This window comes from Pseudomonas sp. R5(2019) (genome assembly GCF_009905435.1).
In the GTDB taxonomy this organism is placed as follows: Bacteria; Pseudomonadota; Gammaproteobacteria; order Pseudomonadales; family Pseudomonadaceae; genus Aquipseudomonas.
Window position 1 is genome coordinate 1 of the sequence record NZ_JAAAMT010000071.1, and the last position, 23,295, is coordinate 23,295.

A 23,295-nucleotide genomic window follows, 5' to 3' on the forward strand; every position below is an offset into this window, starting at 1 on the left:
GCACTCCCAGGGCTTGTCGTAGATATCACCGGCCTCGGGGGCTGCTGCGCAGCCCATCGCGGCCAGGTCCGCTCCTACAAGGGTTGCGTCGTTCTATTCCTTAACTGACTGGCATTGGGGCTTGCCCGCGATGCAGGCGCCGCGGTGTATCTGGCACACCGTGGTGAGGCCATCGCAGGCAAGCCTTGCCACAAAGCAGTGGTGTCAGATTCGGGTGCCAGGATCACCCCGCTTCATACCGCCCAAAACAGACTCCACCACACCTTTGGCCATCTCGATGGAATGCAGGCTCGTCACCGCCAGACCCTTGCAGGGGCTGGGGGCTTGTTCAATGACTTTGTAGAGGGTGTCGATGCTGTTTTGCAGGAAGTGGGTGGTGTGGATCAATGCGTCTTCTGCGTGGATGCCGGGCTGGACGGCAAGCAAAGGCATGTGGCCTGCGTTGCAGTTGTCGATGGGCATTTTGGCGGTTTTGGCGAGGATTTTCTTTGGCGGGTCAGGAACAACTTTTTTCATATCGATAACTCGGTTGTGTGCCACCCGTTCATTTCCACACGATTGGGTGACAGCTGTGCGCGGGGTGGAAAACCGGAGAGTTATCAGTCCCGGCAGGGCAAAGCCCTCCCGCGCGCAGCCGTCATGACGCAAGCGTCGTAACGAGCACGTGATAACTACTCCGGGTTTCCACACCCGATCGCTGAACATTCAGCGACCGCAAAAGCCTAGGGGCATGACTTCCCATGGACAAGTTCATGGCAGACGACGCGGGGTGTAGGGTATTTCCTTGGTCCTGAGGGGAGCTACAGAATATTGATGCAAGGCGCCGAGAAATGGCTGTGGAGTGTGTAAGACGTTTCATCAGCGGGCACAGAGCGCTTTTGATTTTGTGTAGGCGCTGGGCTTGCCCGCGATGCAGGCAACGCGGTGTATCTGGCACACCGTGGTGAGGCCATCGCGGCGGTTCGGCGCTCCGACAAGCCTTGCTCCCACACCGGTCTCCATTCCCGCCACATCTGCGCGAAGTGCTTTCGACCTTGTAGAAGCCGGGCTTGCCCCAATGCCAGTCAGTTAAGGCATTGAACGACACAAACCCTGTGGGAGCGGATTTACCGGATCGCCGGACCGCCGCGAATGAAAACACCGCGGTTTATCAGGCATTGCGCGGCGCCTACATTCGCGGATAAATCCGCTCCCACATGCTCTGCGCCTTAACTGACTGGCATTGGGGCTTGCCCGCGATGCAGGCGCCGCGGTGTACCTGCACACCGAGTTGAGGCCATCGCAGGCAAGCCTTGCTCCTACCCCGCAGCTTATGTAGGAGCGGCCAGGATCGCTCCTTGGATAGTGTCCTCAGCGCAATGCCATGCAGAACCCACGAATGGCCTCGCAGGCTTTGAGCAGCGCTACGTCATCCAGCGCATAGGCAATCCGAAGGTACGGCCCCAGGCCAAAGGCACTACCGGGGACCACGGCAACATCGGCTTCGTCCAGCAGGGCATGAGCGACATCTTCGTCGCTGTGCAGCACCCGACCACCCGCGGACGTGCGCCCAATCAGGCCCGCACAGGATGCAAACGCATAGAACGCACCGGCCGGGTTTGCGCATTCAAGGCCGGGCGTAGCGTTCAGGTGCCGCACCATCAGATCCCGACGACGCTGGAAAACAGCCCGGCTGTGCAAGATGAAGTCCTTTGGACCTTCCAGCGCCGCCAGTGCCGCCTGCTGAGAAACAGAGCTGGCGCCGGATGTCTGTTGCCCTTGCAGTTTTTCCATCGCTTCGAGCAGCCAGCGTGGACCGGTGGCGAAACCGATTCGCCAGCCGGTCATGGCATAGGCCTTGGACACACCGTTCATGGTCAGTGTCCGGGCTACCAGTTTCGGCTCGACCTGCGCCAGCGTCTGAAAGGGTTGATCGTCGAAGATCAGGTGCTCATAGATGTCATCGGCGAGAATCAATACATGCGGATGATCCAGCAACACATCGGCCAGGGCTCGCAGTTCACTGTCACTGTAAACGGCGCCCGTGGGGTTGGACGGCGAGTTGAGTATCAGCCAGCGGGTGTCCGGGGTAATCGCGGCCGCCAGACTTGACGCGGTGAGTTTGAAACCCGTGCTCGCGTCGCAGGTGATGATCTTCGCTTGGCCACCACAGAGTTGGACCATTTCCGGATAACTGACCCAATAGGGGGCCGGCACCAGCACTTCGTCACCTTCATTCAGGGTAGCGGCCAATGCGTTATGGATGACGTGCTTGCCGCCGTTGCAGACGATGGTGTCTTGCCAGGTGACGTCCAGGCCGTTTTCGCGTCGGAACTTGGCGGCCACTGCCTCACGAAGCGAGCGTACGCCTGCCACTTGGGTGTAGCGGGTATGGCCGTGCTCGATAGCCTGGATAGCTGCTTCGCGTACGTGTTTCGGGGTGTCGAAGTCCGGCTCGCCGGCACACAGCGAAATGATTGTTGCGCCTTGAGCCCGGCGCGCTGCCACCCGGTCCATGATGCGATAGGTCGCAGAGGGTTGTGCACTGGCCAGGCGCAGGTTCAGACGCTGGATATCGCGGCTCATCAGGCTTTCCTCTGCAGGGTGTGATAGCCCAATGCGGCGCGGGCTTGCTTCAGGGTTTTCCCTTCGCTGATCAAGGCGCGAATGTCGGCTTCGATCGATTCGATCTGGCGGGCACAGGCCGCGACTTCGCAAGCACGATCCCGAGGAATGACCACGACGCCATTGGCATCGGCCACCACGATGTCCCGGGCACAGACGCGCGCCGTACCCACCGAGACGGGTTGATTGACCGACTGAACCTGCACCCGATCCTTACCGGTGCGCATGAACCGACCTTTGCTGAAGATCGGGTAGCCATCGCCCAGCGCCTTGGTCACATCACGGCAGACGCCGTCGATGACCGTCGCGGCGATATTTCTGGCGCCGGCGTACTGGGTCATGATGTCGCCCCAGACGGTGCAGTCGGTGCGGCCGCCGTTGTCGATCACGACCACATCGCCGGGTGCAACGTCATCGATGAAGTCCCCTACGGTGCCCGGAGGAACACTGGCCGTAACGTATTGAACGGTGAACGCCGGGCCGACGATGACCTGGCGGTAGTTGTCCAGCGGCGCGATACCCAGGCATTGGCCCGGCAGGCCCAGCTTGTCCATGGCGTCCGAGACCCCGGGGGTGTCCAGGCCTTCAAACAGCGCCACGAGTGCTTTGTCTTCAACATTCATCAGGCGTGCTCCCCCTTGATCGCTTCAAACTGAGTGTCGTGCATCACCTCGGCAACGGAGCGCCCGCTGCGAACCGCATCGACCATGCTGGCCTGGCGACGGGCGATTCGCTCGCCAAGGTCGAGGACGCTTTCGATCTGATGCTTTGCCACAAACACGGTGCCGCAGTTATCGGCGATGACATAGTCATCCTCACTGACGTCCACGCCGCCGATGTTGAGGGTAACGGCAGCATCGATCTGAACCACACGGTTACGGGCGCTGATCATGGTGACCCCACGCCCGAAGACCGGGTAGCCGATCGCCTCGCTGCCATCGATATCCCGGCTGAAGCCATCGATGACCGTGCCCCGGACCTGCTTGCATGACGCAGCGTTTGCCAGAATGTCGCCCCAGCAGGAAATGCCGTCGATGCCACCGGCGATGACCAGCACGCGGTCATCACTGCGGATTTTTTCGACAACCGGGGTAATCAGATGGACCGTCGGTGCGTTGTCGGTTTTGCGGCCGAGCAGCACGGTGCTGGCGCGACCGACAATCTTCGGGCAGTTCCAGAGCGGGCGGAGGCCGACGGTGGCGCCGGGCAAACCCAGGAAATCGAGCGCATCGGAGACGGTATTGGTGTCCAGAGCCGACAAGCGATCCAGCAGCGTAGTGGGTGTCATGGGGGTGTCCTGTGGTGTCGAGGGCCCCAGTGTTGAGCAGGATGGGTGATTGGTATATTACTAATCACGGAAGCTTTGCATACGCTGAACCTATGGAATCGTCATGATCAACTTTCGCTTGATTCGCCACCTCTGGTTGTTCCTGGCCGTGGCCGAAGAACAGAATTTCGGGCGAGCGGCCAAGCGCCTTGGCATGTCTCAACCACCGCTGTCCGAGCAGATACAAGTGCTTGAACAATCGCTGAAGGTCCAGTTGTTCGAGCGCTCGCGGCGCGGCGCAAAGCTGACACCGATAGGTGCGGCCATCCTGCCGGCGGTGCGCAAGTTCGCCGAGCAGCTCGAACGTCTGGAACTGGCCATTGATGAAGCCGTGGCGGGGCAGGCGCAGCTGCTGACCATCGGTGCCATCTCTTCAGCGATGTTCGACGTTTTGCCGAGCCTGATCGAGCAACTGAAGAGCGATTACCCGCACCTCACCGTCTCGGTGCGCGAGATCGACAGTGTTGAAGCGGTTCCCGCGCTGGAGGCGGGCGACATTGACCTGGCATTCGCGCGACTGGAAGGCGACCTGGGCACTACGATCCAATCACTGCCGTTGACCGAAGACCGCCTGATGGTTGCCCTGCGCAGCGATCACCCCCTGGCGGTGCGCACACGCATCAGCCTGTCGAGCCTTGCCAACGAGCCCTTGGTGATGTTCTCCCGCAAGGTCAGCCCGGTCTACTTCGACAATCTGATCGCGACCTGCCGAGCCAGCGGCTTTTCACCCAGGGTGCTGCATGAGGTGCGTTCCGTGGCTTCGCAAATCGCTTTTGTCAGCTGCGGGCAGGGATTGGCACTCGTGCCCGCTTCACTGAAAAAACTGGCACCGCCGAACGTGGTCTTTCGCGCGCTCAGTCAAAAGCTCAAGGTCGTGACCACCGCTGTGGCGTGGAATGCTGCCCGACCCAATGCCATGGTCGAGGCGCTGCTGACGCGGATTCAGAGCAAGAATTGAGCGACACCGTTCTGGTAGGAGCCGGGCTTGCCCCAATGCCGGTCAGTTAAGGCGCAGAGCATGTGGGAGCGGATTTATCCGCGAATATAGGCGCCGCGCAAGGCCTGATAAACCGCGGTGTTTTCATTCGCGGATAAATCCGCTCCCACAGGGTTTGTGTCGTTCAATGCCTTAACTGACCGGCATTGGGGCTTGCCCGCGATGAACGATGACGCGCAATACCTGTAGAACCGCGGCGTCCTTATCGCGGCGGTGCGGCGATCCGACAAGCCCGGCTCCTACGGAGAGCGCGCTTACCAGTCCAGCGCATAGCTGATCGCTACACGACGGCCCTCGGCATGGGGGTAGGGTGCAGCCGCGTTGGCTTGCATGTACAGGGTTTCGTAGTTGCGGTCGCTCAGGTTGTAGACGCCCATCTCCAGTTTGCCCACCGGCAAGGACTCGCCGGCCAACAGGTCGACGGTCGTGTAGCCTTCGATCTTGCGGCCGTTGCCTGCGTCGTAACTCTCCAGGCGCATGCCCTGCAGGCGCAGGTTGTAGCTTTGCTGGTCAAACTGGACGAAAGCCGTGGTCTTGGCCGGCGAAACGCGGGTGGCCGGCAGGTCCCGCCACTCGCCGTTCTGCCGGGTTTCCCCTTTGGTCCAGGCATAGGTGCCGCCCAACGACCAAACCTGATCCAGGTGATAGGTGAGGCTCGTCTCGACCCCGCGGGCACGTTCTTTCTGATCGATCAGTCGTTGCGCGCGGGTCACCGAGTCATAGTACTGGGTCACATCCGAGCGGTTTTCGAACAGGGTGAGGTTGGCCTGCAGCGACTCCCAGTCGGCTCGCCAGCCCAACTCGTAACTGTCGACCTTGATCGCCTGGGCGTTGAGGTTGTGGATGTCATAGCTGCCCCGCACGTCGCGCAGGAAGCGCTGGATATCCGGCAGCGAAAAGCCCTGGCTGAAGTTGACGAACACTTCCTGCGCGCTGTTGATGTGGTAGACCGCGCCGAGGTTGTAGAGGGTGTCCTCGTACTTCAGCGTACCGCCCGGCAACACCTCGGACACGCCGGCCTGCCAGATACCACCGAAGGCGACGCTGTCGGCCACATCGCTGTGGATCCACTCGTGCCGAGCGCCGCCGCGCACGGTCCAGCTGATCCGCTCGTTCTCGAAGTCCGCGCCCCAGACCAGGCTACCGCTGGCACTGCCGAGGCTGGGCAGCTGGCTTTCCACCGCCGTGCGCAGGCCATAGACCTCTGCGTCGCTTTGCGAGGCAACGATGCCGGCATTGGCGCCCCAGTTGTAGGGGAAAAAGCGTGCCTTCTCTTTGCGCCAGTAGCTTTCCACCAGCAGCTGCTGGCCGAACAGGTCACGATCGCTGTAGTTGAAGTTCACCGCCTGGTTGTGGGTGAAGGGTTGGTACCTTACGCCCGGCGGCAGACTGCTGGGCGATCTGTTGTGCCTGGATCACCTGCACGGTGCCGGGGATCGAGGCGATGCTGGCCTCACTGCGGGTGGCCATACCAGGGTGTCGGACAACGCCAGCGGGTTGTTGCCCAATTCCAGCGCCGGCGGAGCCGGTTCTACCACAATGCTGTTGCCGGTTCTGCGCCATTGCAGGCCACTGCCTTGCAACAGGGTGTCGAGCGCTTGTTCGGTGCTGTAGTCACCCCGCAGCGCGGGCGCCGATCGACCTCGTAGCAGCGCAGCGTCGACACCGATGGCCAACCCGGTATGGGTGGACAAGGCGGTCAGGGCGCAGCTCAAGGCCACCGCCAGGGCGCTGATACGGAAGAGGGAAGGGGTGTGTCTGGTCATTGTTATTGCCCGTGCAATTGACTGTGTTTACTTCAATGACCGGTCTTGCAGGAAATCGGGCAGTCGCGCAGACATTTTTAGCTGCCTGGGCCCAGCAGTTTGACGAAGGTGTCGTGGGCCACGTCGGCGGCATTGTCAGGGCATCCAAGCTTCTTGCGCAGCCAGCCGAGCAGCCAACCATGATGCCCACTGTAGATTTCGGAAAGAGGAGAAACGGGCTGGCCCAACACGACAGAACCTCGAACGCAGATGATTCGCAAATGGTAATAAATAACAATTGTAAATATCATGCTCTGCAAAAGTGGACAAGCATGAAGTTGACTGATTCGGTGCCCGCCAGGGTTCTGGGCGACCCGCTGACACCTGTTCCTGCGAACGCCCGTCGGGTCCACAGGCCTACTTCCTAAGTTCCGGGCCTTGCCGTCGACCGGTCTTACGCCCAATGGTCGAGCGCTACCCGCCAACCCAAAGCACCTGGAAACCGCCTCCAAGGCAGCGTATGGCGCCACCGGTCACCTTTCGATAATCGCTTCCGACATCTAGTCCCCCGTTGCGGAGCGCGCCATGCACAACAATAAGAATTCCAAGCACCGTTATTTGCCTGCTTTTATCGCTGGCCTGTCGTCCCTGGGGCTGAGTTCAATGGCCGAAGCCGAGATCATGCTGTACGACAAGGACCAGACCACGTTCTCCACTGATGGCTACATCAACGCCTTCTATGTGAACAGCGATGTGGATCGTGCCGGCGAGCAGTTCGACCGTCGCCAGTCGCGAGTCAAGATGGGGTTCTTGCCCAATTATCTGGGCTTCAACATGGGCAAGCAGGTCGATGACCTCAAACTCGGTGCCCGGGCCTCGTTCTGGGTAACGATCAACGACAGCGAAACCAACGGCACCGACACGGCCATCGATGTGCGTCAGTTCTACGGCACGGTGGCCAATCCGCAGTGGGGGGAAGTGCTGATCGGCAAGGATTTCGGCCTGTTTGCGCGTTCCAACATCCTGCTCGATGAGATGCTCGCCGGTTACGGCCAGGTCAGCGACACGTTGGGGCTGGTGGACGGTGGTGGGGTGTCGTTCGGCAATATCGGCACGGGTTACCCCTATCCGTTCCCGACTTCGCAGATCACTTATCGCACGCCGGTGATCAATGGCCTGCGGGTGGCGGTAGGGATCATGGACCCGGTGGACACCAACGACAGCAGCCCACTGGGCAAGGCTTATCAGGAGAACCCGCGCACCGAGAGCGAGATCACCTATCAGTTCGACCTTGCCGGGGCGAAAATCTACAGCTGGGTCAACGGCAGCTATCAGACTTCGGACAATACCGACGCTACCGTCCAATCCGTCACCTCCAAAGGTGTCGGCTACGGCGTGCAGGCGAAGCTGGGTGGCTTGTCTCTCACCGGCTCCGGCTTCCAGGCCAAGGGCATCAACCCGTTCTTCACCAACAACGCCGGCGAACCCACCCTGCGCAACGTCGACAGCGATGGATATCTGTTACAGGGCTCCTACAAGTTGGGCAAGAACCGTCTGGCATTGTCTTACGGCAAGACCGAAGACGACGGCAATGGCGTGGTCGGCACTGGCGCCGACTACGAGACCCGCGGCATTGCGCTGTTCCATGACGTCAACGACAACCTCAAGCTGGTGGCCGAATACAACCAGTTCGAAATCAACGGCCACGACACCGGTGACCAGAACGAAGACACCGACACCTTCGCGGTGGGGGCGGTGCTGACCTGGTAAGCCGCGGTGTGCTCTTTCGCGGGCAAGCCCCAATGCCAGTCAGTTAAGGCGAGATCCATTTGGGAGATCCATGTGTGAGATCCATGTGGGAGCGGATTTACCGGATCGCCGGACCGCCGCGAATGAAGGCACCGCGCAATGCCAGAAAACCGCGGTGAATGGATTCGCGGATAAATCCGCTCCCACAGAGTCTGTGCCTTAACGGACTGGCATTGGGGCAAGCCCGGCTCCTACCAGCGGGCAAACCCCTCGTCGCACACCATTCTCATCCCATCGAAGCGGCTACCTGCTACCCAAGTAGCATACGGGGTGGCTCCCGGGCTTCGTACACTCGAGCCTCATACAGGCGCACCCGCGGGAGGCGATCATGCAGCAGGTCCAGAGCGAAGGCGTCGTCCGTGCAATGTCCCAGGCCACCGATGCCCAGCAGGTGGCCCAGGAACTGGCCAGGCAGTTGTTGCATCCGCACCTGGGGTTCGTGCTGTTCTTCTGTTCCGCCGAATACAACTTGCAGGCGCTGGGGCAAGCCTTGCAACAAAGCTTCGGTGGTATTCGTCTGGTGGGCTGCACCAGTGCCGGGGAAATCACCCGCCTGGGCTACGGCCGCAACTGCGTGACGGCGGTAGGTTTCGATTATCGGCACTTTTCCATCGCCATTGAGCTGATCGACGAGATGGAGCACTTCAGCCTGATCGATGCCCAGCAAATGGTCGAGCGGCTGGTGAGTGGCTGTCGCAGCAACACCCTGGCGCCGATCAAGGGCAACAGTTTTGCCCTGACCCTGCTCGATGGTCTTTCCAGCCGTGAAGAAATGGTCCTTGCGGCATTAAGTGCGGCATTGGGCGACATTCCGCATTTCGGCGGTTCGGCCGGTGACGACAACTACCTGACCCACACCCACGTTTACTTCGACGGCCAGTTCCACAGCGGCGCGGCGGTGGTGGTGCTGGTCAACACCTGGCTGGACTTTGAGGTGTTCACCACCCATCACATCCTGCCCCGGGAAGAAAAACTGGTGGTCACCGGCGCCGACAGCCCCTCGCGCCGGGTCTTTGAGCTCAATGCCGAGCCTGCCGCCGAAGAGTACGCCCGACATATCGGGGTGCCGGTGGCCGAGCTCGATCATCGGATATTCGCGGCGCACCCGTTGGCGGTGCGGATCAACGATCAGTACTTCATACGGGCGATCCAACAGGTTCATCCGGACCTGAGCCTGAGTTTCTACTGCGCCGTGGAGAACGGCATTGTGCTGACCGCCATGACACCCGGCCCCATGCTGCCGAATCTGCAAAGCCTTTTCGAGGGCCTGCAGGAGCGCCTCGGGGATTTGCTGCTGACCATCGGCTGCGACTGCTTTCTCAGGCGTCTGGAACTGGAAAACGGCGGCAATCTCGAGCAGATCGGAGCGTTTTTGCGTGATCAACGGGTGATGGGTTTCAACACCTACGGAGAACAGTTCAATGGCATGCACATCAACCAGACCTTCACCGGGGTTGCCATTGCTCAATGCCGGTCCCCTGGACGCCGCTGAGCTGCAGGCACAGATTGCCAGCCTGCAGCTTGAAAACCACAAGCTGCGGCGCATCAATGCTGCGCTGATCGAGCGGGTCGAGTCTGGCATCACCCGCGGCAATGCCCCGTATGCGGCGTTCCAGCATTCGGTGGTGCTGGCCGAGCAAGTTCGTGAGCGCACCGACGCCTTGAACCAGGCCATGGCCGAACTCAAGGCCGGCAACCATTTGCTCAGCGAAGCGCGACTGCGCGCGGAAACCGCGCATCAGCACTTGATCGATGCCATCGAGAGCATTTCCGACGCCTTTGTGCTGTTCGATGCAGACCTGCGCATCGTGTTGTTCAACAGCCGTTTCAAGGCGTTCTGGGGCAACGGCCGGGTGTTCATCAACGCCGGCATGCGCATGGCTGAGGTCAAGCGGTTGATGACGGCCATCGGACTGTTCACCGAAGAGCCCCGCGGGCACGCTGATGAAAACCTGCGCTATCGCTTGCACAATGGTCGCTGGTTGCAAGTCAGCGAACGGCCCACCCAGGAAGGTGGACGGGTGATTTTGTTTACCGACATTACCGAAGTCAAACTCAGCGAAACCGCGCATCGCGAACAGGCGGTGGCGCAGAAATCGCATCTGTTGCAACGGGCGGTCGATAACCTTTCCCAAGGAGTGGCGATGGTCAATGCCGAGGGTATTCTGGAATTGTGGAACCGGCGTTTCCTCGAACTGAGCGGCCTGGCGCCGGTGGCGGCTCATCGTTCGTTCGCCGACGTGATCGCCGACAGCGAGTTGCAACTATTGACCCCGGCCAGTCGTGATGCAAACGGGCGGCTGGTACAGGAGTGCGAGCAGCGCCTCTACGATGGCCGGGTGCTGGAGATTCGCACGCATCCGTTGCCCACCGGCGGTTTCGTCAACACCTTCACCGACATCACCGAACGCTATCAGCACGCCGAAGCACTCAGCGAGAGCGAGCGCTGGATTCGCTTGATCACCGACCATGTGCCGGCGTTGATTGCCTACCTCAATGCCGACCTGGTCTACGAGTTCACCAACAAGGTCTACGAACAGTGGTATTGCTGGCCCCGGGGCTTGATGCTGGGTCAGAGCCTGCGGGAAGTCCACAGCGAGCAGCATTACCAGCGTCTGGAACCCTATGTGATTCGCGCCCTTGCCGGTGAGAGCGTGACGTTCGAAATGGCCGAAACCAACATCAACCACCAGGAGCGCTACATGCTGCGCTCCTACGTGCCCAATCGGCTGGCCAGCGGGGAAGTGGTGGGGCTTTTCGTCTTGATCCGCGACATCACCGAACGCCGACGCACCGCCGAGGCGCTGCACCAGGCCTATCAGAACCTCGAGGTGCGAGTGCGCGAACGCACGGCGGAACTGACCACCCTCAACGATCAGTTGCTGCGCGAAATCGATGAACGTCGCCGAGTGGAGTCACGCTTGCGTGAGGCCAAGCTCGAGGCCGAACAGGCCAACCTGTCGAAGACCAAGTTTCTCGCCGCCGTCAGCCACGATCTGCTGCAACCGCTGAACGCCGCGCGACTGTTTACCAGCGCTTTGCTCGAGCGACGGGAGCCCATGGCCAACGAGATGCTGGTGCGCAATGTCAGCAACTCCCTGGAAGACGTGGAAAACCTGCTGGGCACGCTGGTGGATATTTCAAAACTCGATGCCGGGGTGATCAAGGCGGACATCGCGCCCTTCGCCCTGAGTGAACTGCTGGAAAACCTCGCCGCCGAATACACGCAAGTGGCCCGCAGCGAGGGCCTTGAACTGCATTTCATTGCCTGTTCGGCGCTGGTGCGCAGCGACATCCAGTTATTGGCGCGGATCCTGCGCAATCTGTTGAGCAACGCCATTCGCTATACCTACAGCGGCCGGGTGGTGCTCGGTTGCCGACGCCATCACCAGCGCCTGACGATCGAGGTGTGGGACAGCGGCATGGGCATTGCTGAAAACCGTCTGGTAGAGATTTTTCAGGAGTTCAAACGCGGCGACGTGCAGCGCTCGGATCAGGATCGTGGTCTGGGCCTGGGCCTGGCGATCGTGGAGAAAATTGCCGGGATTCTAGGGCACCGGATTCATGTGCGGTCGTGGCCGGGCAAAGGGTCGATGTTCTCCGTTGAAGTTCCGTTAAGCGCCACAGCACCCAAGGCGCTGCCGAGCCTGCTGATGAGTGAGCCGATTCTTGAACGTCTGCGTGGGGCGCGGGTGTGGGTGCTGGACAACGACGCGGCCATTTGCGCCGGCATGCGCACATTGCTCGAAGGTTGGGGGTGTCTGGTGGTGACGGCGCTATCGGAGGAGGACCTGGCACGGCAAGTGGACAACTATCACGCGCAAGCCGACTTGCTGATCGCCGATTACCATCTGAATGACGATCAGAACGGTGTCGATGCGGTGGCGCGCATCAACGCCCGGCGGTCTTCGGCGATTCCGGCGATGATGATCACTGCCAACTACAGCAACGAACTCAAACAGCAGATCCGCGAACTGGGCCACACCTTGATGCACAAGCCGGTGCGGCCGATGAAGCTCAAGACGGCGATGAGTCATTTGCTGGGTCGGCGCTGAGTGCCTGAGCGCGCGGGGTGTTGGTGAGGGCCTCATCGCGGTCTTGCAGACAGATCAACGTCGCAAATACGAGCCGAAATCGATATCCCCGGCACTCAGGATTGCCTGCACCCGGTTGTGCACGTTGAGTTTGCGCAGGATCGCCGAGACATGGGCCTTGACGGTCGTTTCGGCGATTTCCAGGCTGTAGGCGATTTGCTTGTTCGACTCGCCCTTGCTCATGCGTTCGAGCACCAGCAGCTGCTTGCGAGTCAGGGCCTGGAGCAGTTCGGGAGGGATGCTGGGGGTGTCGTTCATTCGGCGATGGGTGCCACTTTTTTGCGTGCGGATGATGTCCGACGGTAAGTAGACATTGCCCTCGAGGATTTGCGCGATGGCTTCGGTCATCTGGATGCGTGGCGAGGATTTGGTGATGAACCCCACCGCGCCATAGGTGATGGCCTGCAACACGATCTGTTTATCCTGTTCCGCCGAGACGATCACCACCGGAATGGTCGGCGCCTCGTTGCGCAGGTTGATCAGGCCATTGAGGCCATGCATGCCAGGCATGTTCAGGTCGAGCAGGATCAGGTCCAGGTCGTCGTGTTCCTGCGTCAGTGCCAGGGCGCTGTCAAGGTCGGCGGTTTCCATCACCTCGCTGTCCGGGAAACCATCGCTGATGACGTTATGAATGGCTTCGCGAAACAGCGGGTGATCGTCGGCAATCAGAATTTTGTACATAGCCTTTCACCTCATTATTTTGATTATGGTGTGGCAATAACACGCACGCGTAAAGGTCAGGGAAAGGGCGCCCGGTATTGAGTTTGATCCTTATCGTTATAAACCCATTACATGTCAGCCGCGATGGGTTGGGAATGCGACGATAGACAGGTACACCGGTACTAAAGTAGCGGTTTAGAGTTGTAGCTCTAAAGGTTTGGTGGCCCTTGTATTCAGCCCAGGGCACCAGGGGTTCCACCTTGGGACACGGCGAGGCGCGGGAACCGACTACAATCACAGCAGCACCGGTGACTCGATTGCAACCCGCCACCATCGTAGTTAGCCAACGATATGGACATCGGCGTAAGGACACGTAAATGTCGCGGAATCAAGGTGACCAAAAAGCGAAAATCATGCTGGTTAGCGAAGCACAACTTCGTTGTCGCTTAACTGCGTCAAGGCGAACAACCAGATGCGTCATAGAGGGAGGAAGTGCCGATGAACGTCACGCTACGACCGGGCAACACTGAAGACTCCCAGTGCTGTGGAGTGATCTGTTATGAAGCCTTCAAGACGATCGCTGCACAGCACAATTTTCCGTCTGACTTTCCCTCGCCTGCAGTCGCCACCGAGCTCCTGGCGGGGCTGCTTGCGCACCCCGGCGTCTATGCGGTGGTCGCCGAGCTTGACGGCCGAGTCGTCGGCAGCAACTTCCTCGACGAGCGTTCGACCGTGGCGGGCATCGGTCCGATCACGGTCGATCCCGCCGTGCAAGATCGCGCGGTCGGACGTCAGCTGATGCAGCACGTCCTGGATCGGGCGACGCAGCGGGGCTTCCCTGGGGTCCGACTGGTCCAGGCCGCCTATCACAACCGCTCGCTCTCTTTGTATGCCAGGATGGGGTTCGTGGCCCGCGAGCCGCTGTCCACCATGCAGGGGGCACCCCTCGCCGTGCAGATACCCGGCTACACCGTGCGCCCAGCCACCGAGCGTGATCTGGACGCCTGCAATCAGGTCTGTATGCAAGTCCACGGCCATGACCGTCGTGGGGAACTGCTTGATGCGATCCAGCAGGGCACTGCGACCCTTGTCGAGCACGGGGGGCGTATCACCGGCTATGCTACGCCAATCGCGTTCCTTGGCCACGCCGTCGGCGAGACGAACGACGCGCTGAAAGCCCTCATCGGGGCGGCACCCGCGTTCCCAGGTTCCGGCTTCCTCCTGCCCACCCGCAACGGGGAGCTGTTCAAGTGGTGTCTGGACCATGGCCTGCGCGTGGTCCAGCCGATGACGCTCATGAGCGTCGGTCTCTACAACGAGCCCACAGGCGCGTTCTTGCCCTCGGTCCTCTACTGAGCCTGAACCGCTCGGCAGCAAAAGAGGCCGGCTTTCTTACTGTCTCAGCTGAGGATGGTTCCTGACTTTGGTGGCGTATTGAACCGGGGCCAGAAATCTTGCTTTTACGGTCTATCAGACTATTGTTAAGAGCTGTAGCAGAGGGCCGGCTCAGTGAGAAAAGGTGAAATCGAACGACTTTCCGTACACGCCATCCAAACGGCAGGAGGACACAACCATGCCGAAGTTCATCGATGCCCATCCCATGCAGCCATTCACAGCGGATGAACTAAACAAATTACAGAATTCGCCACCGGACGAGTTCGGGGTCACGCACCATGAAATCCTGTTCAGCGAGAAGGACAACAAGATCTATTGTGTGCTGGACGCCCCGAACGCCGAAGCGATCCATAAGCATCATGCGAAGGCCGGCATCAAGTGTGAATGGGTACATGAAGTGAAGTCGACCCGCGCGGGTGACTGATAGCTACCCGCACACCTGCCAACCCTTTCGTCAGCGCGGTTGCATTCGGAACAGCTGCGAATGGCCCAACAGGCGCTTCCAGCCGACCGTCCCACCTACGCATCGCTGCGGCCGCCTGGCGGCTGAAGCAGTGCGTCAGGCCCTATAGGGGATGCGTATGGACGTGAACGAGCAAGTAAGCTCTGCCATCCGGGAAGAAGCGCAATTGCTCCTGGATAGCCACCTGAACAATCTCTCCGAAAGACTGTTCGAAGGCGGGAAGAGAGCAGACCAGCAGATCACGGCCTGGATCACTTTTTCATCCTTGACAATTCTTCTCTGTTTCAGCGCAGCGGATGCTGTGTCAGTTGGCGGTCTAGAGTTGAAGTCTACCGCCGCCGCAACCGTTACTTATGTACTTTCGTGTGCGTTCTACTACCGCGTCGTCCTCAGCACGATCTCCCTCGGCATCTGGCGGGAGGCTCTGCGGGAGAGGCGAAAGTTGCGATTTGCCACACTGCTTCAGGTCGCCGAGCAGCTACAGAACGAGCAACAACACTCGAACGTGGCGCGCGACACCATTCAGGACCTTAATGCATTTGTCCCTGAGTATCCTGGTTACCTTGCCTCAAGCGTCCTCGTTAAGGATGAAGCACTGAAAAGAAACAATCGGCTCGGGAAATATGTCTCCTTCGTACACAAGCTCGTTATTGGAATCTTTGCCCTCAGCCCGTACGCTTTGGCCGCGTCCCTGCTCTACGTTTCTTGGTTCTCGTGGTGGTACGTCGGCGCTGTGACGCTTGGCGTTTCGGTAACGCTGTCTGCCAACGCAATCTTGTATGTGCAGCAAAACAGCGCCACTTCTACTCAGTCAGGCACACCCAGTGAGGCCTAGGGTCTGTTAATCCGCAGCAACGCTGCGTGCTGCGGATTGAACGTCAGCACTGCCAGCAGTGAAAACACCAGTGTCAGCCCCACGCATACCACCAGCGCCAGTGGGTTGAAGCGTTCATACAGGGCAAAACGCACCAGTTCCACGGCATGGGTGAACGGGTTCAGGGCGCACAGCCAGTACAACCATTCGCTGGCCTCACGCATCTTCCACAGCGGATACAGCGCCGACGACAGGAAAAACAGCGGAAAGATCACGAAATTCATCACCCCGGCAAAGTTCTCCAACTGACGAATGGCGTTGGACAGCAGTAGACCGAGGGCGCTGAGCATCAACGCCACCAGCAACAGTGCCGGCAAGGCGATCAACAGACCCGGAGCTGGCGGTTGCACACCGTACAACCAGGCGATCGCCAGAAAGGCATACACCTGCAACAGCGAAATCAACGAAGTGGCCAGCAGCTTGCTGCACAGCAGAAAAGTCCGCGGCAAGGGGCTGGTCAGCAGCACCCGCATGCTGCCCATCTCCCGGTCATAGACCATCGACAGTGAACCTTGCATGCCGTTGAACAACAGGATCATGCAGGCCAGACCCGGGATGATGTAGACCTCATACGGAATGTAGGTGTCATAGGGCTCGATGATTGAGATGCCCAGCGCCGCACGAAAACCGGCGGCGAATACCAACAGCCATAACAGGGGGCGCACCAGGGCGCTGAGAAACCGCGTGCGCTGCAATACGAAACGCAGCCATTCACGCAGCACGATACCGCTGAAACACTGCCAATACGCACTCATCGGGCGGCGGCTCCTGAAGTGGATGAAGTGGTCAGGCGAGCGAAGGCCGAGCCGAGGTCGCCGCCGTGTTCCAGGCTCAGGGCGCAGGCTTGTCCGCTGGCCACTAGGCGGCCTTGATGGAGAATCAGCAAATCGTCACTGGGCTGTACTTCGTCGAGCAAATGGGTGGTCCAGAGCACGCTGAGGTTCTGCTCGCGGCAGAGGTTGCGAATGTGCTGGTTGAGGGCCAGCCGGCTGGCCGGGTCGAGGCCGGCGCTGGCTTCATCCAGCAACAACAGGCGGGGTTCATGCAGCAAGGCTCGGGCGATCTCCACCCGACGACGGTGGCCGCCATTGAGCTCGCGCACCCGTTCGCGACGGCGTTCGGTCAGGGCCTGACGGGCCAGTTCAGCCTCCACCCGCAGATCGGTCTGGTGCCGGGACAGGCCATGCAAGGCGGCGTGATAACGCAGGTTTTGCTCGACGCTGAGGTCCAGGTCCAGGGTGCTTTGCTGAAAAACCACTCCCAATTGCCTCAGGGCCGGTCGCGGGGTGTGGTGCAATGAGCAGCCGCCGATCTGGATGTCACCGCTCTGCACATCATAGAGCCGGGTGAGTAGCGCAATCAGGGTTGATTTGCCGGCGCCGTTGGGTCCCAGTAGCGCTGCGAATTGCCCGGGTGGCAGGCTGAAACTCACCTGGCGCAAGGCTTCCCGTGGGCCGTAGGCGAAGCTCAGATTGCTGACTTTCAGTGCGCTCATGGGGTCACCACCACGCCCCACGGATAGCGCCCGACCTTGACCGATTGGGTGACCTTCAGGCGCTCCACATCGATCACCGATACATCGCCACTGACACCATTGGTAGCCAGTAATTGGCGCTGATCCGGCGTGAACGACAGCTGCCAGACACGCCGGCCCACCAACAGATAGTCCAGAATCTCGAAGGTCTTGGCATCGATCACCGCCACATGATTCGCCGGGCCCAGTGCGACGAAACCGTACTTGCCGTCGGCGCTGAGTTTGATGCCCACCGGTTGGACTTTGTCCGGGTGCACACCCTTGATCTGGAAGGTCAGGGTCTTGAGGACCTTGCGGCTGGCCACGTCGAGAATGGTCACCGTGCCACCGATTTCCGCCGAGGCCCAGAGCTGCGAACCGTCCGGATTGAACTCGACGAATCGCGGTCGCTGATCGACCAGCGTGTTGTCGGCCAGGGTCTGGGTGCTGGTGTCGATCCAGTGCAGCATGTTGGTGGTTTCACTGGTGTTCACCGCCCACTTGCCGTCGGGGCTCACGGCCATGCCTTCGGGCTCGACGCCGACGCTGATCTGACCCAGCACTTTGGACGTTTCGGTGTCGATCACCGTCACCAGCGCATCGTCTTCGTTGGAGACGTACAACCAGCGATTATTGGGGTGCAGGGCGAATTGTTCGGGGTCCTTGCCCGAGGGCAGCTCCTTGATGATCTTGCGGGTGGCGACGTCCATCACCTGCACCCGGTCCGAATCACTGGCGCAGATGTACAGCAACGTGTTGTCGTGGGACAGCAGCAGACCGCGAGGGCGCTGGCCGACGGCCAGGGTGTCAGTGACCTGCAGGGTCTGCATGTCGATCAGGCTCAGACTGTTGTCTTTTTCGTTGGAAATCCAGGCGGTGCTGGCAGCGGCCTGTCCAGCGGCGAGCAGCAGGGCCAATGAGAGCAAGGTGCGACGCATGGCGGATTCCTTTTTTTGTTGTAATGGGATCGGATCAGGGAAAGCGGCAGCTGACCTCGGGCTTGTCGTAACCCAGGCTGTCCATTTCGTTGAAGGGGTGCAGAAAGCCGTCTTGCGGAGAAGTGCTGACCAGCGCCCGAGGCTGCACGATGGGGATCGGCTGACGCAACTGGCCGTTCCAGGAGCGATAGCTGAGTTTGCGGCCCTTGAAGCCGTCCAACGGCAGCTGATCGCCAAGCTGCAGTTGACGGATCGCCAGCGGTTCGGTCTGGCGCAGTTTGCTGACGGCACTGGCAATGCTGCGCACGGCGATCCAGGCAGCAAAATCACGGTCGTTCATCCAGCGCCCGGCCAGGGCTTCGAAACGTTTCTGCAACTGGGCGGCGCCGTAGGTTTCCACGGTTTTGTGCCAGCCCACCGGGGTCAATCCCTGAGTGCCGGCCACCGGCCGTGGGTACCAGGTCTGGTAGGGTACGTACTCGCCGAAATCGCCCCGTTCATCGGCCACCAACACGACGTCGTACTCGGCTGTCTGGGTGAACAGCGGCATGTCGGCCTGGGCGCTGCGGCGTTGATCGTTATCGAAACGCCAGGCTTTTTCCGCGACCAGTTGCAGCCCCATGCGTTTCGCCGCTCGGCGCAGGGCGGCGGCATAGGCTTGATCGTCCGCGGTGGGGCCAACGATCAGCAGTGCCCGTTGCCATTTGCGCACGACCAGAAATTGCGCCAAAGCATCGGCGAGCATCGCCCGACTGGGCAGACTGTGCAGCACGTTCGGCAGGCAATCGGTAGTGCGCAGGTTGTCATCGGGGCTGCCGGCATTGAACAGCAGGCTGTCGGGCAGCGCGGCACTGAGTTGGCGCAGGCTGGCTGCCGGTGCATTCACCACAAACAGGCGCAGACCTTGCTGGTGTTGGCTCTTGGCCGCTTCGAGCAACGCTTCGGGGTTGTCGACGTTGGCGCTGACCAGGCGGTAACTGTGATTCAGAAAGCGCCCGGTGCTGTTGCTGTCGGCGATCGCCAGGTCCGCACCCATCAGTCCTGCATTGACCGGCTCTGGAATGACGTTCGACAGCAGTGGGCCGGGGTCGGGTCGATAGCCCAGGTAGCCGATCTGCACCTGCAACGGCGCATCCGCTGCCTGGCTCTGGGTGGCCAGGCCTGCGGCGCAGGCAATCGCCAGCAGATAGCTCAAGGCGTAAGGGGCAAGCTGGCGCATAGGGCTCTCCATTACAGGTAGCGCCAGCATAGGAAGCCTGTGACAGGCTGGAAATATGCAGAAAGTACCGGTGCGCCAGTACCAAGGTCGTAAGGTGCAGCGCTGGGATTCAAGTTGCGCCACAAGCGCTACTACCAAGGGATTAGACGCCGGCCACCAAAGCAGCATACGGCGTGCGCAACGGGGTTCCTAAGATGGGTGCCATAGCCTCTGCCAAGAGGTTTTGCGTGCAATCTTGAGGGCATAACAATGACAACAAAACGCAACGCCTTGCTCGTTGCCGGACTCATGGCCGGTTTTATCAGCGCAGGTTCTGTCTGGGCCCACGGCAATGTGGTGCCTCAGGCCATCGAAACCCAGGGCCTGAGCCTGATCAAGGACGCCGGCGTACAGGTCGATGCCGATGGGTGGGCGGCGGTGAACCCTTATCGCGCCTCTCCGGAGCGCGATAAGGCCGTGGAAATCGGCGCCTCGGCCTACAACCAGAACTGCGCGGCCTGTCATGGGCTGGAAGCCAAGTCCGGCGGCATCGCCCCCGATTTGCGGATGCTCGATGCCGGCGACGCCGGTGATGAATGGTTCGTCGAGCGTGTCCGAAACGGCGCCGTGCGTGACGGCCGGGTCTACATGCCGAAGATGGCCGACTACCTGAGCCAGGAAGCCTTGTGGGCGGTGCGCACGTACCTGGACAGCGTTCACGTGGAGCAGTAGCCCATGCGCCTGCTCGCTGTGTTGATCAGCGCTGTGTGGCTGTGCTGCCAGACGGTGCAGGCGCAGGTCCGTACCTATGACGACATGATCGCCGCCGGTGAGCTGAAAGTAGCGGTCTACAAGGATTTCGCCCCCTACAGTTTTGAAGAGGCCGGCCAGCCGCGGGGCGTCGATGTCGAACTCGCCCAGGCGCTGGCCAAGGCGCTTGGCGTGCGTCTGACGCTGATCTGGGCGCCCGCCGGCGAGAAGCTCGATGACGATTTGCGCGATTACATCTGGCGTGCCAATCCGTTGCACAATCAGCAGCTGGCCGACCTGATGATGCGCGTCCCTTATGATCGCGATTACGCTCAGAAACGCAACGAACTGGGTGAACTGGTAAACGGCCAAGTGGTGATGTTCGGGCCGTACCAGAACGAGCAGTGGCAAGTCGCCTACGACCGCCGTCGACTGGACAAGGTGGGCAGCGTCGCGATTTTTGAGCATCACCCGATCGGCGTCGAAGTGGACAGCGTGCCGTCGTTCTATCTGACGTCGGTGTTCAGCGGCATGCTGGCTGCCAAAACGCACCACTATCCGGGCGTACCTCAGGCGTTTGCCGCCATGAAAGCCGGCGAAGTCGATGCGGTGATGGCCATGCGTGGCGAGATCGACTGGCAAGTCCATCAAGCGGCGGATCCGCAATGGGCGCTGGCGGAAAACGCCTATCCGAACATGGGCAAGCAAATCTGGGAGATCGGCATGGCGGTGCACGAAAGCAATCGTCAGCTGGCCTATGCCGTGGAAGAGGCGTTAGAGGCCCTGATCAGCGCGGGATCGGTCAAAACCATTTATGCCCATTACGGCCTGCGCTACGACGTGCCCGAGATGTATCAATAGGCGCAATGCCGCCAGACCCGGTACTAAGGGACTAGAAATCTCGGCAATGCGGGCAATTGTTGCAAGGGCGGCGGCGGCCAAGAATCGGTACCAGACCGGGAAAAATTCCCGGACATAACAAAAAACCGCAGAGGTAGCCGTCATGTCCCAACCCGCACGTCGCCAACCCTTCCTCTTGAGCGTGCTGTTCAGTGCCATGCTGTTGTCCGGCCAGGCATTGGCCGCCGTCTCCGATCAAGACATCCTCCAGGATCCCAAGAACCCGGAGCAGGTCGTGACCAACGGTCTGGGCGTCCAGGGTCAGCGTTACAGCCCGCTGGACACCCTCAATGTCGATAACGTGAAGAACTTGAGGCCCGCCTGGGCGTTTTCCTTCGGCGGCGAAAAACAGCGAGGTCAGCAAGCACAGCCGATGATCAAGGACGGCGTGATGTACCTGACCGGCTCCTACTCGCGGGTGTTTGCCGTGGATGCACGCACCGGCAAGAAGCTGTGGCAATACGATGCGCGCCTGCCCGATGACATTCGCCCGTGCTGCGACGTGATTAACCGCGGTGTCGCGCTGTATGGCGAGCTGGTCATCTTCGGCACCCTCGATGCCAAGCTGGTGGCCCTGAACAAGGACACTGGCAAGGTGGTGTGGAGCAAGAAAGTCGCCGACCACAAGGAAGGTTATTCGATCAGCGCCGCGCCGTTGGTGATCAATGGCAAATTGATTACCGGCGTGGCCGGGGGTGAGTTCGGGGTGGTCGGCAAGATCGAAGCCTACGACCCGAAAAACGGTGCTCTGCTCTGGACCCGGCCGACCGTCGAAGGTCACATGGGCTACGTCTACAAGGACGGCAAAGCGGTGGAGCACGGGATTTCAGGCGGCGAAGCGGGCAAGACCTGGCCGGGCGATCTCTGGAAAACCGGTGGCGCTGCCCCTTGGCTCGGCGGTTACTACGACCCGGAAACCAATCTACTGTTGTTCGGCACCGGCAACCCGGCGCCGTGGAACTCGCACCTGCGTCCTGGCGACAACCTGTACTCCTCGTCGCGTCTGGCACTCAACCCGGACGACGGCACCATCAAATGGCACTTCCAGAGCACACCCCACGATGGCTGGGACTATGACGGCGTGAACGAGCTGGTTTCGTTCAACTACACCGAGGGCGGCAAAGAGATCAAAGCCGCGGCCACGGCTGACCGTAACGGTTTCTTCTACGTGCTGGATCGCACCAACGGTAAATTCATCCGAGGCTTCCCGTTCGTGGACAAGATCACCTGGGCCAGCGGTCTGGATAAACAGGGGCGGCCGATTTACAACGAAGCCAGCCGGCCCGGAGCACCGGGCAGTGAAGCCAAAGGCACCTCGGTGTTCGTAGCCCCGGCCTTCCTCGGCGCAAAAAACTGGATGCCGATGGCCTACAACAAGGATACCGGGCTGTTTTACGTGCCTTCCAACGAGTGGGGCATGGACATCTGGAACGAAGGCATCACCTACAAGAAAGGCGCGGCGTTCCTCGGCGCCGGTTTCACCATCAAGCCATTGAATGAAGACTACATCGGCGTGCTGCGCGCCATCGACCCGAAAACCGGCAAGGAAGTCTGGCGCCACAAGAACTTCGCGCCGCTGTGGGGCGGGGTGTTGACCACCAAGGGCAACCTGGTGTTCACCGGTACACCGGAAGGCTTCCTGCAGGCGTTCAACGCCAGGACTGGCGAAAAAGTCTGGGAATTCCAGACCGGCTCCGGAGTGCTCGGTTCGCCCGTGACCTGGGAAATGGACGGCGAACAGTACGTTTCGGTCGTCTCCGGTTGGGGTGGCGCCGTGCCGCTGTGGGGCGGCGAAGTGGCCAAGCGAGTCAAGGACTTCAACCAGGGCGGCATGCTCTGGACGTTCAAGCTGCCCAAGGACCTGGTCGCCAGGCATTGATCCAAACACACCCGGAAAACGATTCTCTAATGTAGGAGCGGACCTGGCCGCGATGGGCCGCGCAGCGGCCCCTTAGGCCAGTGACATCTACGGCTCACCTTGCGAGTGCAGGCGATTTCAGAGTCGCCGGGGCCGCTGCGCGGCCCATC

The 23,295-nt window shown here is 60.5% G+C and carries 20 protein-coding genes and 2 pseudogenes; 10 read left to right on the plus strand and 12 right to left on the minus strand.

The window, feature by feature from the left end:
* Positions 1 to 204 precede the first annotated feature (204 nt).
* The 4 genes from GUY40_RS26435 to GUY40_RS26450 form a co-directional block, all read right to left on the minus strand.
* Positions 205 to 516, minus strand: a complete 312-nt coding sequence (locus GUY40_RS26435; protein WP_166571855.1) for a hypothetical protein — start codon at positions 514 to 516, stop codon at positions 205 to 207.
* A gap of 834 nt (positions 517 to 1,350) precedes the next feature.
* Positions 1,351 to 2,565: a pyridoxal phosphate-dependent aminotransferase gene (locus GUY40_RS26440; RefSeq protein WP_166571856.1), complete on the minus strand. Its 1,215-nt coding sequence runs from the start codon at positions 2,563 to 2,565 to the stop codon at positions 1,351 to 1,353.
* The gene (locus GUY40_RS26445; RefSeq protein ID WP_166571857.1) at positions 2,565 to 3,227 is read right to left on the minus strand and encodes an RraA family protein; all 663 of its coding nucleotides are present in this window, start codon (positions 3,225 to 3,227) and stop codon (positions 2,565 to 2,567) included. Before GUY40_RS26445 ends, GUY40_RS26440 begins: the two co-directional genes overlap by 1 nt.
* Complete coding sequence (locus GUY40_RS26450) at positions 3,227 to 3,892, minus strand: RraA family protein (protein ID WP_166571858.1); 666 nt, start codon at positions 3,890 to 3,892, stop codon at positions 3,227 to 3,229. The genes GUY40_RS26445 and GUY40_RS26450 overlap by 1 nt, the downstream gene beginning before the upstream one ends.
* A gap of 103 nt (positions 3,893 to 3,995) precedes the next feature.
* On the opposite strand from GUY40_RS26450, the gene GUY40_RS26455 reads away from it, so the two are divergent.
* Positions 3,996 to 4,889, plus strand: coding sequence for a LysR family transcriptional regulator (locus GUY40_RS26455; protein WP_166571859.1), 894 nt, complete (start codon positions 3,996 to 3,998; stop codon positions 4,887 to 4,889).
* A 293-nt stretch (positions 4,890 to 5,182) separates the two neighbouring features.
* Here GUY40_RS26455 and GUY40_RS26460 read toward each other — a convergent pair.
* The 3 genes and pseudogenes from GUY40_RS26460 to GUY40_RS26470 all read right to left on the minus strand — a co-directional run.
* Positions 5,183 to 6,295, minus strand: a pseudogene (locus GUY40_RS26460) (TonB-dependent receptor domain-containing protein); the annotation flags it as partial.
* Between the two features lie 48 nt (positions 6,296 to 6,343).
* Positions 6,344 to 6,694, minus strand: coding sequence for an STN domain-containing protein (locus GUY40_RS26465; protein ID WP_166571860.1), 351 nt, complete (start codon positions 6,692 to 6,694; stop codon positions 6,344 to 6,346).
* 92 nt (positions 6,695 to 6,786) lie between these two features.
* A pseudogene (locus GUY40_RS26470) lies at positions 6,787 to 6,924 on the minus strand (sigma factor); the annotation flags it as partial.
* 334 nt (positions 6,925 to 7,258) lie between these two features.
* Here GUY40_RS26470 and GUY40_RS26475 point away from each other — a divergent pair.
* From GUY40_RS26475 to nahK, 3 genes are all read left to right on the plus strand, one after another.
* The gene (locus GUY40_RS26475; protein WP_166571861.1) at positions 7,259 to 8,443 is read left to right on the plus strand and encodes a porin; all 1,185 of its coding nucleotides are present in this window, start codon (positions 7,259 to 7,261) and stop codon (positions 8,441 to 8,443) included.
* Between the two features lie 367 nt (positions 8,444 to 8,810).
* Positions 8,811 to 9,974 carry a nitric oxide-sensing protein NosP gene (gene nosP, locus GUY40_RS26480; protein ID WP_166571862.1) on the plus strand — a complete coding sequence of 388 codons (1,164 nt, stop codon included), beginning with the start codon at positions 8,811 to 8,813 and terminating at the stop codon, positions 9,972 to 9,974.
* Complete coding sequence (nahK, locus tag GUY40_RS26485) at positions 9,904 to 12,537, plus strand: hybrid sensor histidine kinase/response regulator NahK/ErcS' (RefSeq protein WP_256675881.1); 2,634 nt, start codon at positions 9,904 to 9,906, stop codon at positions 12,535 to 12,537. Before nosP ends, nahK begins: the two co-directional genes overlap by 71 nt.
* A 54-nt stretch (positions 12,538 to 12,591) precedes the next feature.
* Here nahK and GUY40_RS26490 read toward each other — a convergent pair whose 3' ends face one another.
* A complete protein-coding gene (locus tag GUY40_RS26490) occupies positions 12,592 to 13,257 on the minus strand; it encodes a response regulator transcription factor (RefSeq protein ID WP_166571863.1) in 666 nt (221 codons plus the stop codon).
* A 477-nt stretch (positions 13,258 to 13,734) separates the two neighbouring features.
* On the opposite strand from GUY40_RS26490, the gene GUY40_RS26495 reads away from it, so the two are divergent.
* The 3 genes from GUY40_RS26495 to GUY40_RS26505 all read left to right on the plus strand — a co-directional run bounded on the left by GUY40_RS26495 (position 13,735) and on the right by GUY40_RS26505 (position 15,929).
* A complete protein-coding gene (locus tag GUY40_RS26495) occupies positions 13,735 to 14,592 on the plus strand; it encodes a GNAT family N-acetyltransferase (protein WP_166571864.1) in 858 nt (285 codons plus the stop codon).
* A gap of 217 nt (positions 14,593 to 14,809) precedes the next feature.
* Entirely contained in the window at positions 14,810 to 15,055 is a 246-nt protein-coding gene (locus GUY40_RS26500; protein WP_166571865.1) for a nickel-binding protein, read from the plus strand.
* Between the two features lie 157 nt (positions 15,056 to 15,212).
* Positions 15,213 to 15,929: a hypothetical protein gene (locus tag GUY40_RS26505; protein WP_166571866.1), complete on the plus strand. Its 717-nt coding sequence runs from the start codon at positions 15,213 to 15,215 to the stop codon at positions 15,927 to 15,929.
* On the opposite strand, the gene GUY40_RS26510 is transcribed toward GUY40_RS26505, so the two are convergent.
* The 4 genes from GUY40_RS26510 to GUY40_RS26525 are packed head-to-tail and all read right to left on the minus strand — an operon-like array spanning position 15,926 to position 19,638.
* Positions 15,926 to 16,723 carry an ABC transporter permease gene (locus GUY40_RS26510; protein ID WP_166571867.1) on the minus strand — a complete coding sequence of 266 codons (798 nt, stop codon included), beginning with the start codon at positions 16,721 to 16,723 and terminating at the stop codon, positions 15,926 to 15,928. The two genes, GUY40_RS26505 and GUY40_RS26510, sit on opposite strands and share 4 nt — an antisense overlap.
* Positions 16,720 to 17,463: an ABC transporter ATP-binding protein gene (locus tag GUY40_RS26515; protein ID WP_166571868.1), complete on the minus strand. Its 744-nt coding sequence runs from the start codon at positions 17,461 to 17,463 to the stop codon at positions 16,720 to 16,722. The genes GUY40_RS26510 and GUY40_RS26515 overlap by 4 nt, the downstream gene beginning before the upstream one ends.
* A complete protein-coding gene (locus tag GUY40_RS26520; protein WP_166571869.1) occupies positions 17,460 to 18,419 on the minus strand; it encodes a YVTN family beta-propeller repeat protein in 960 nt (319 codons plus the stop codon). The genes GUY40_RS26515 and GUY40_RS26520 overlap by 4 nt, the downstream gene beginning before the upstream one ends.
* Before the next feature lie 34 nt (positions 18,420 to 18,453).
* Positions 18,454 to 19,638 carry an ABC transporter substrate-binding protein gene (locus GUY40_RS26525; protein WP_166571870.1) on the minus strand — a complete coding sequence of 395 codons (1,185 nt, stop codon included), beginning with the start codon at positions 19,636 to 19,638 and terminating at the stop codon, positions 18,454 to 18,456.
* Between the two features lie 249 nt (positions 19,639 to 19,887).
* On the opposite strand from GUY40_RS26525, the gene pedF reads away from it, so the two are divergent.
* From pedF to GUY40_RS26540, 3 genes are all read left to right on the plus strand, one after another.
* A complete protein-coding gene (gene pedF / locus GUY40_RS26530) occupies positions 19,888 to 20,349 on the plus strand; it encodes a cytochrome c-550 PedF (protein WP_166571871.1) in 462 nt (153 codons plus the stop codon).
* A gap of 3 nt (positions 20,350 to 20,352) precedes the next feature.
* The gene (locus GUY40_RS26535; RefSeq protein WP_166571872.1) at positions 20,353 to 21,228 is read left to right on the plus strand and encodes an ABC transporter substrate-binding protein; all 876 of its coding nucleotides are present in this window, start codon (positions 20,353 to 20,355) and stop codon (positions 21,226 to 21,228) included.
* Between the two features lie 142 nt (positions 21,229 to 21,370).
* Positions 21,371 to 23,146, plus strand: coding sequence for a PQQ-dependent methanol/ethanol family dehydrogenase (locus tag GUY40_RS26540; protein ID WP_166571873.1), 1,776 nt, complete (start codon positions 21,371 to 21,373; stop codon positions 23,144 to 23,146).
* Positions 23,147 to 23,295: the final 149 nt, after the last annotated feature.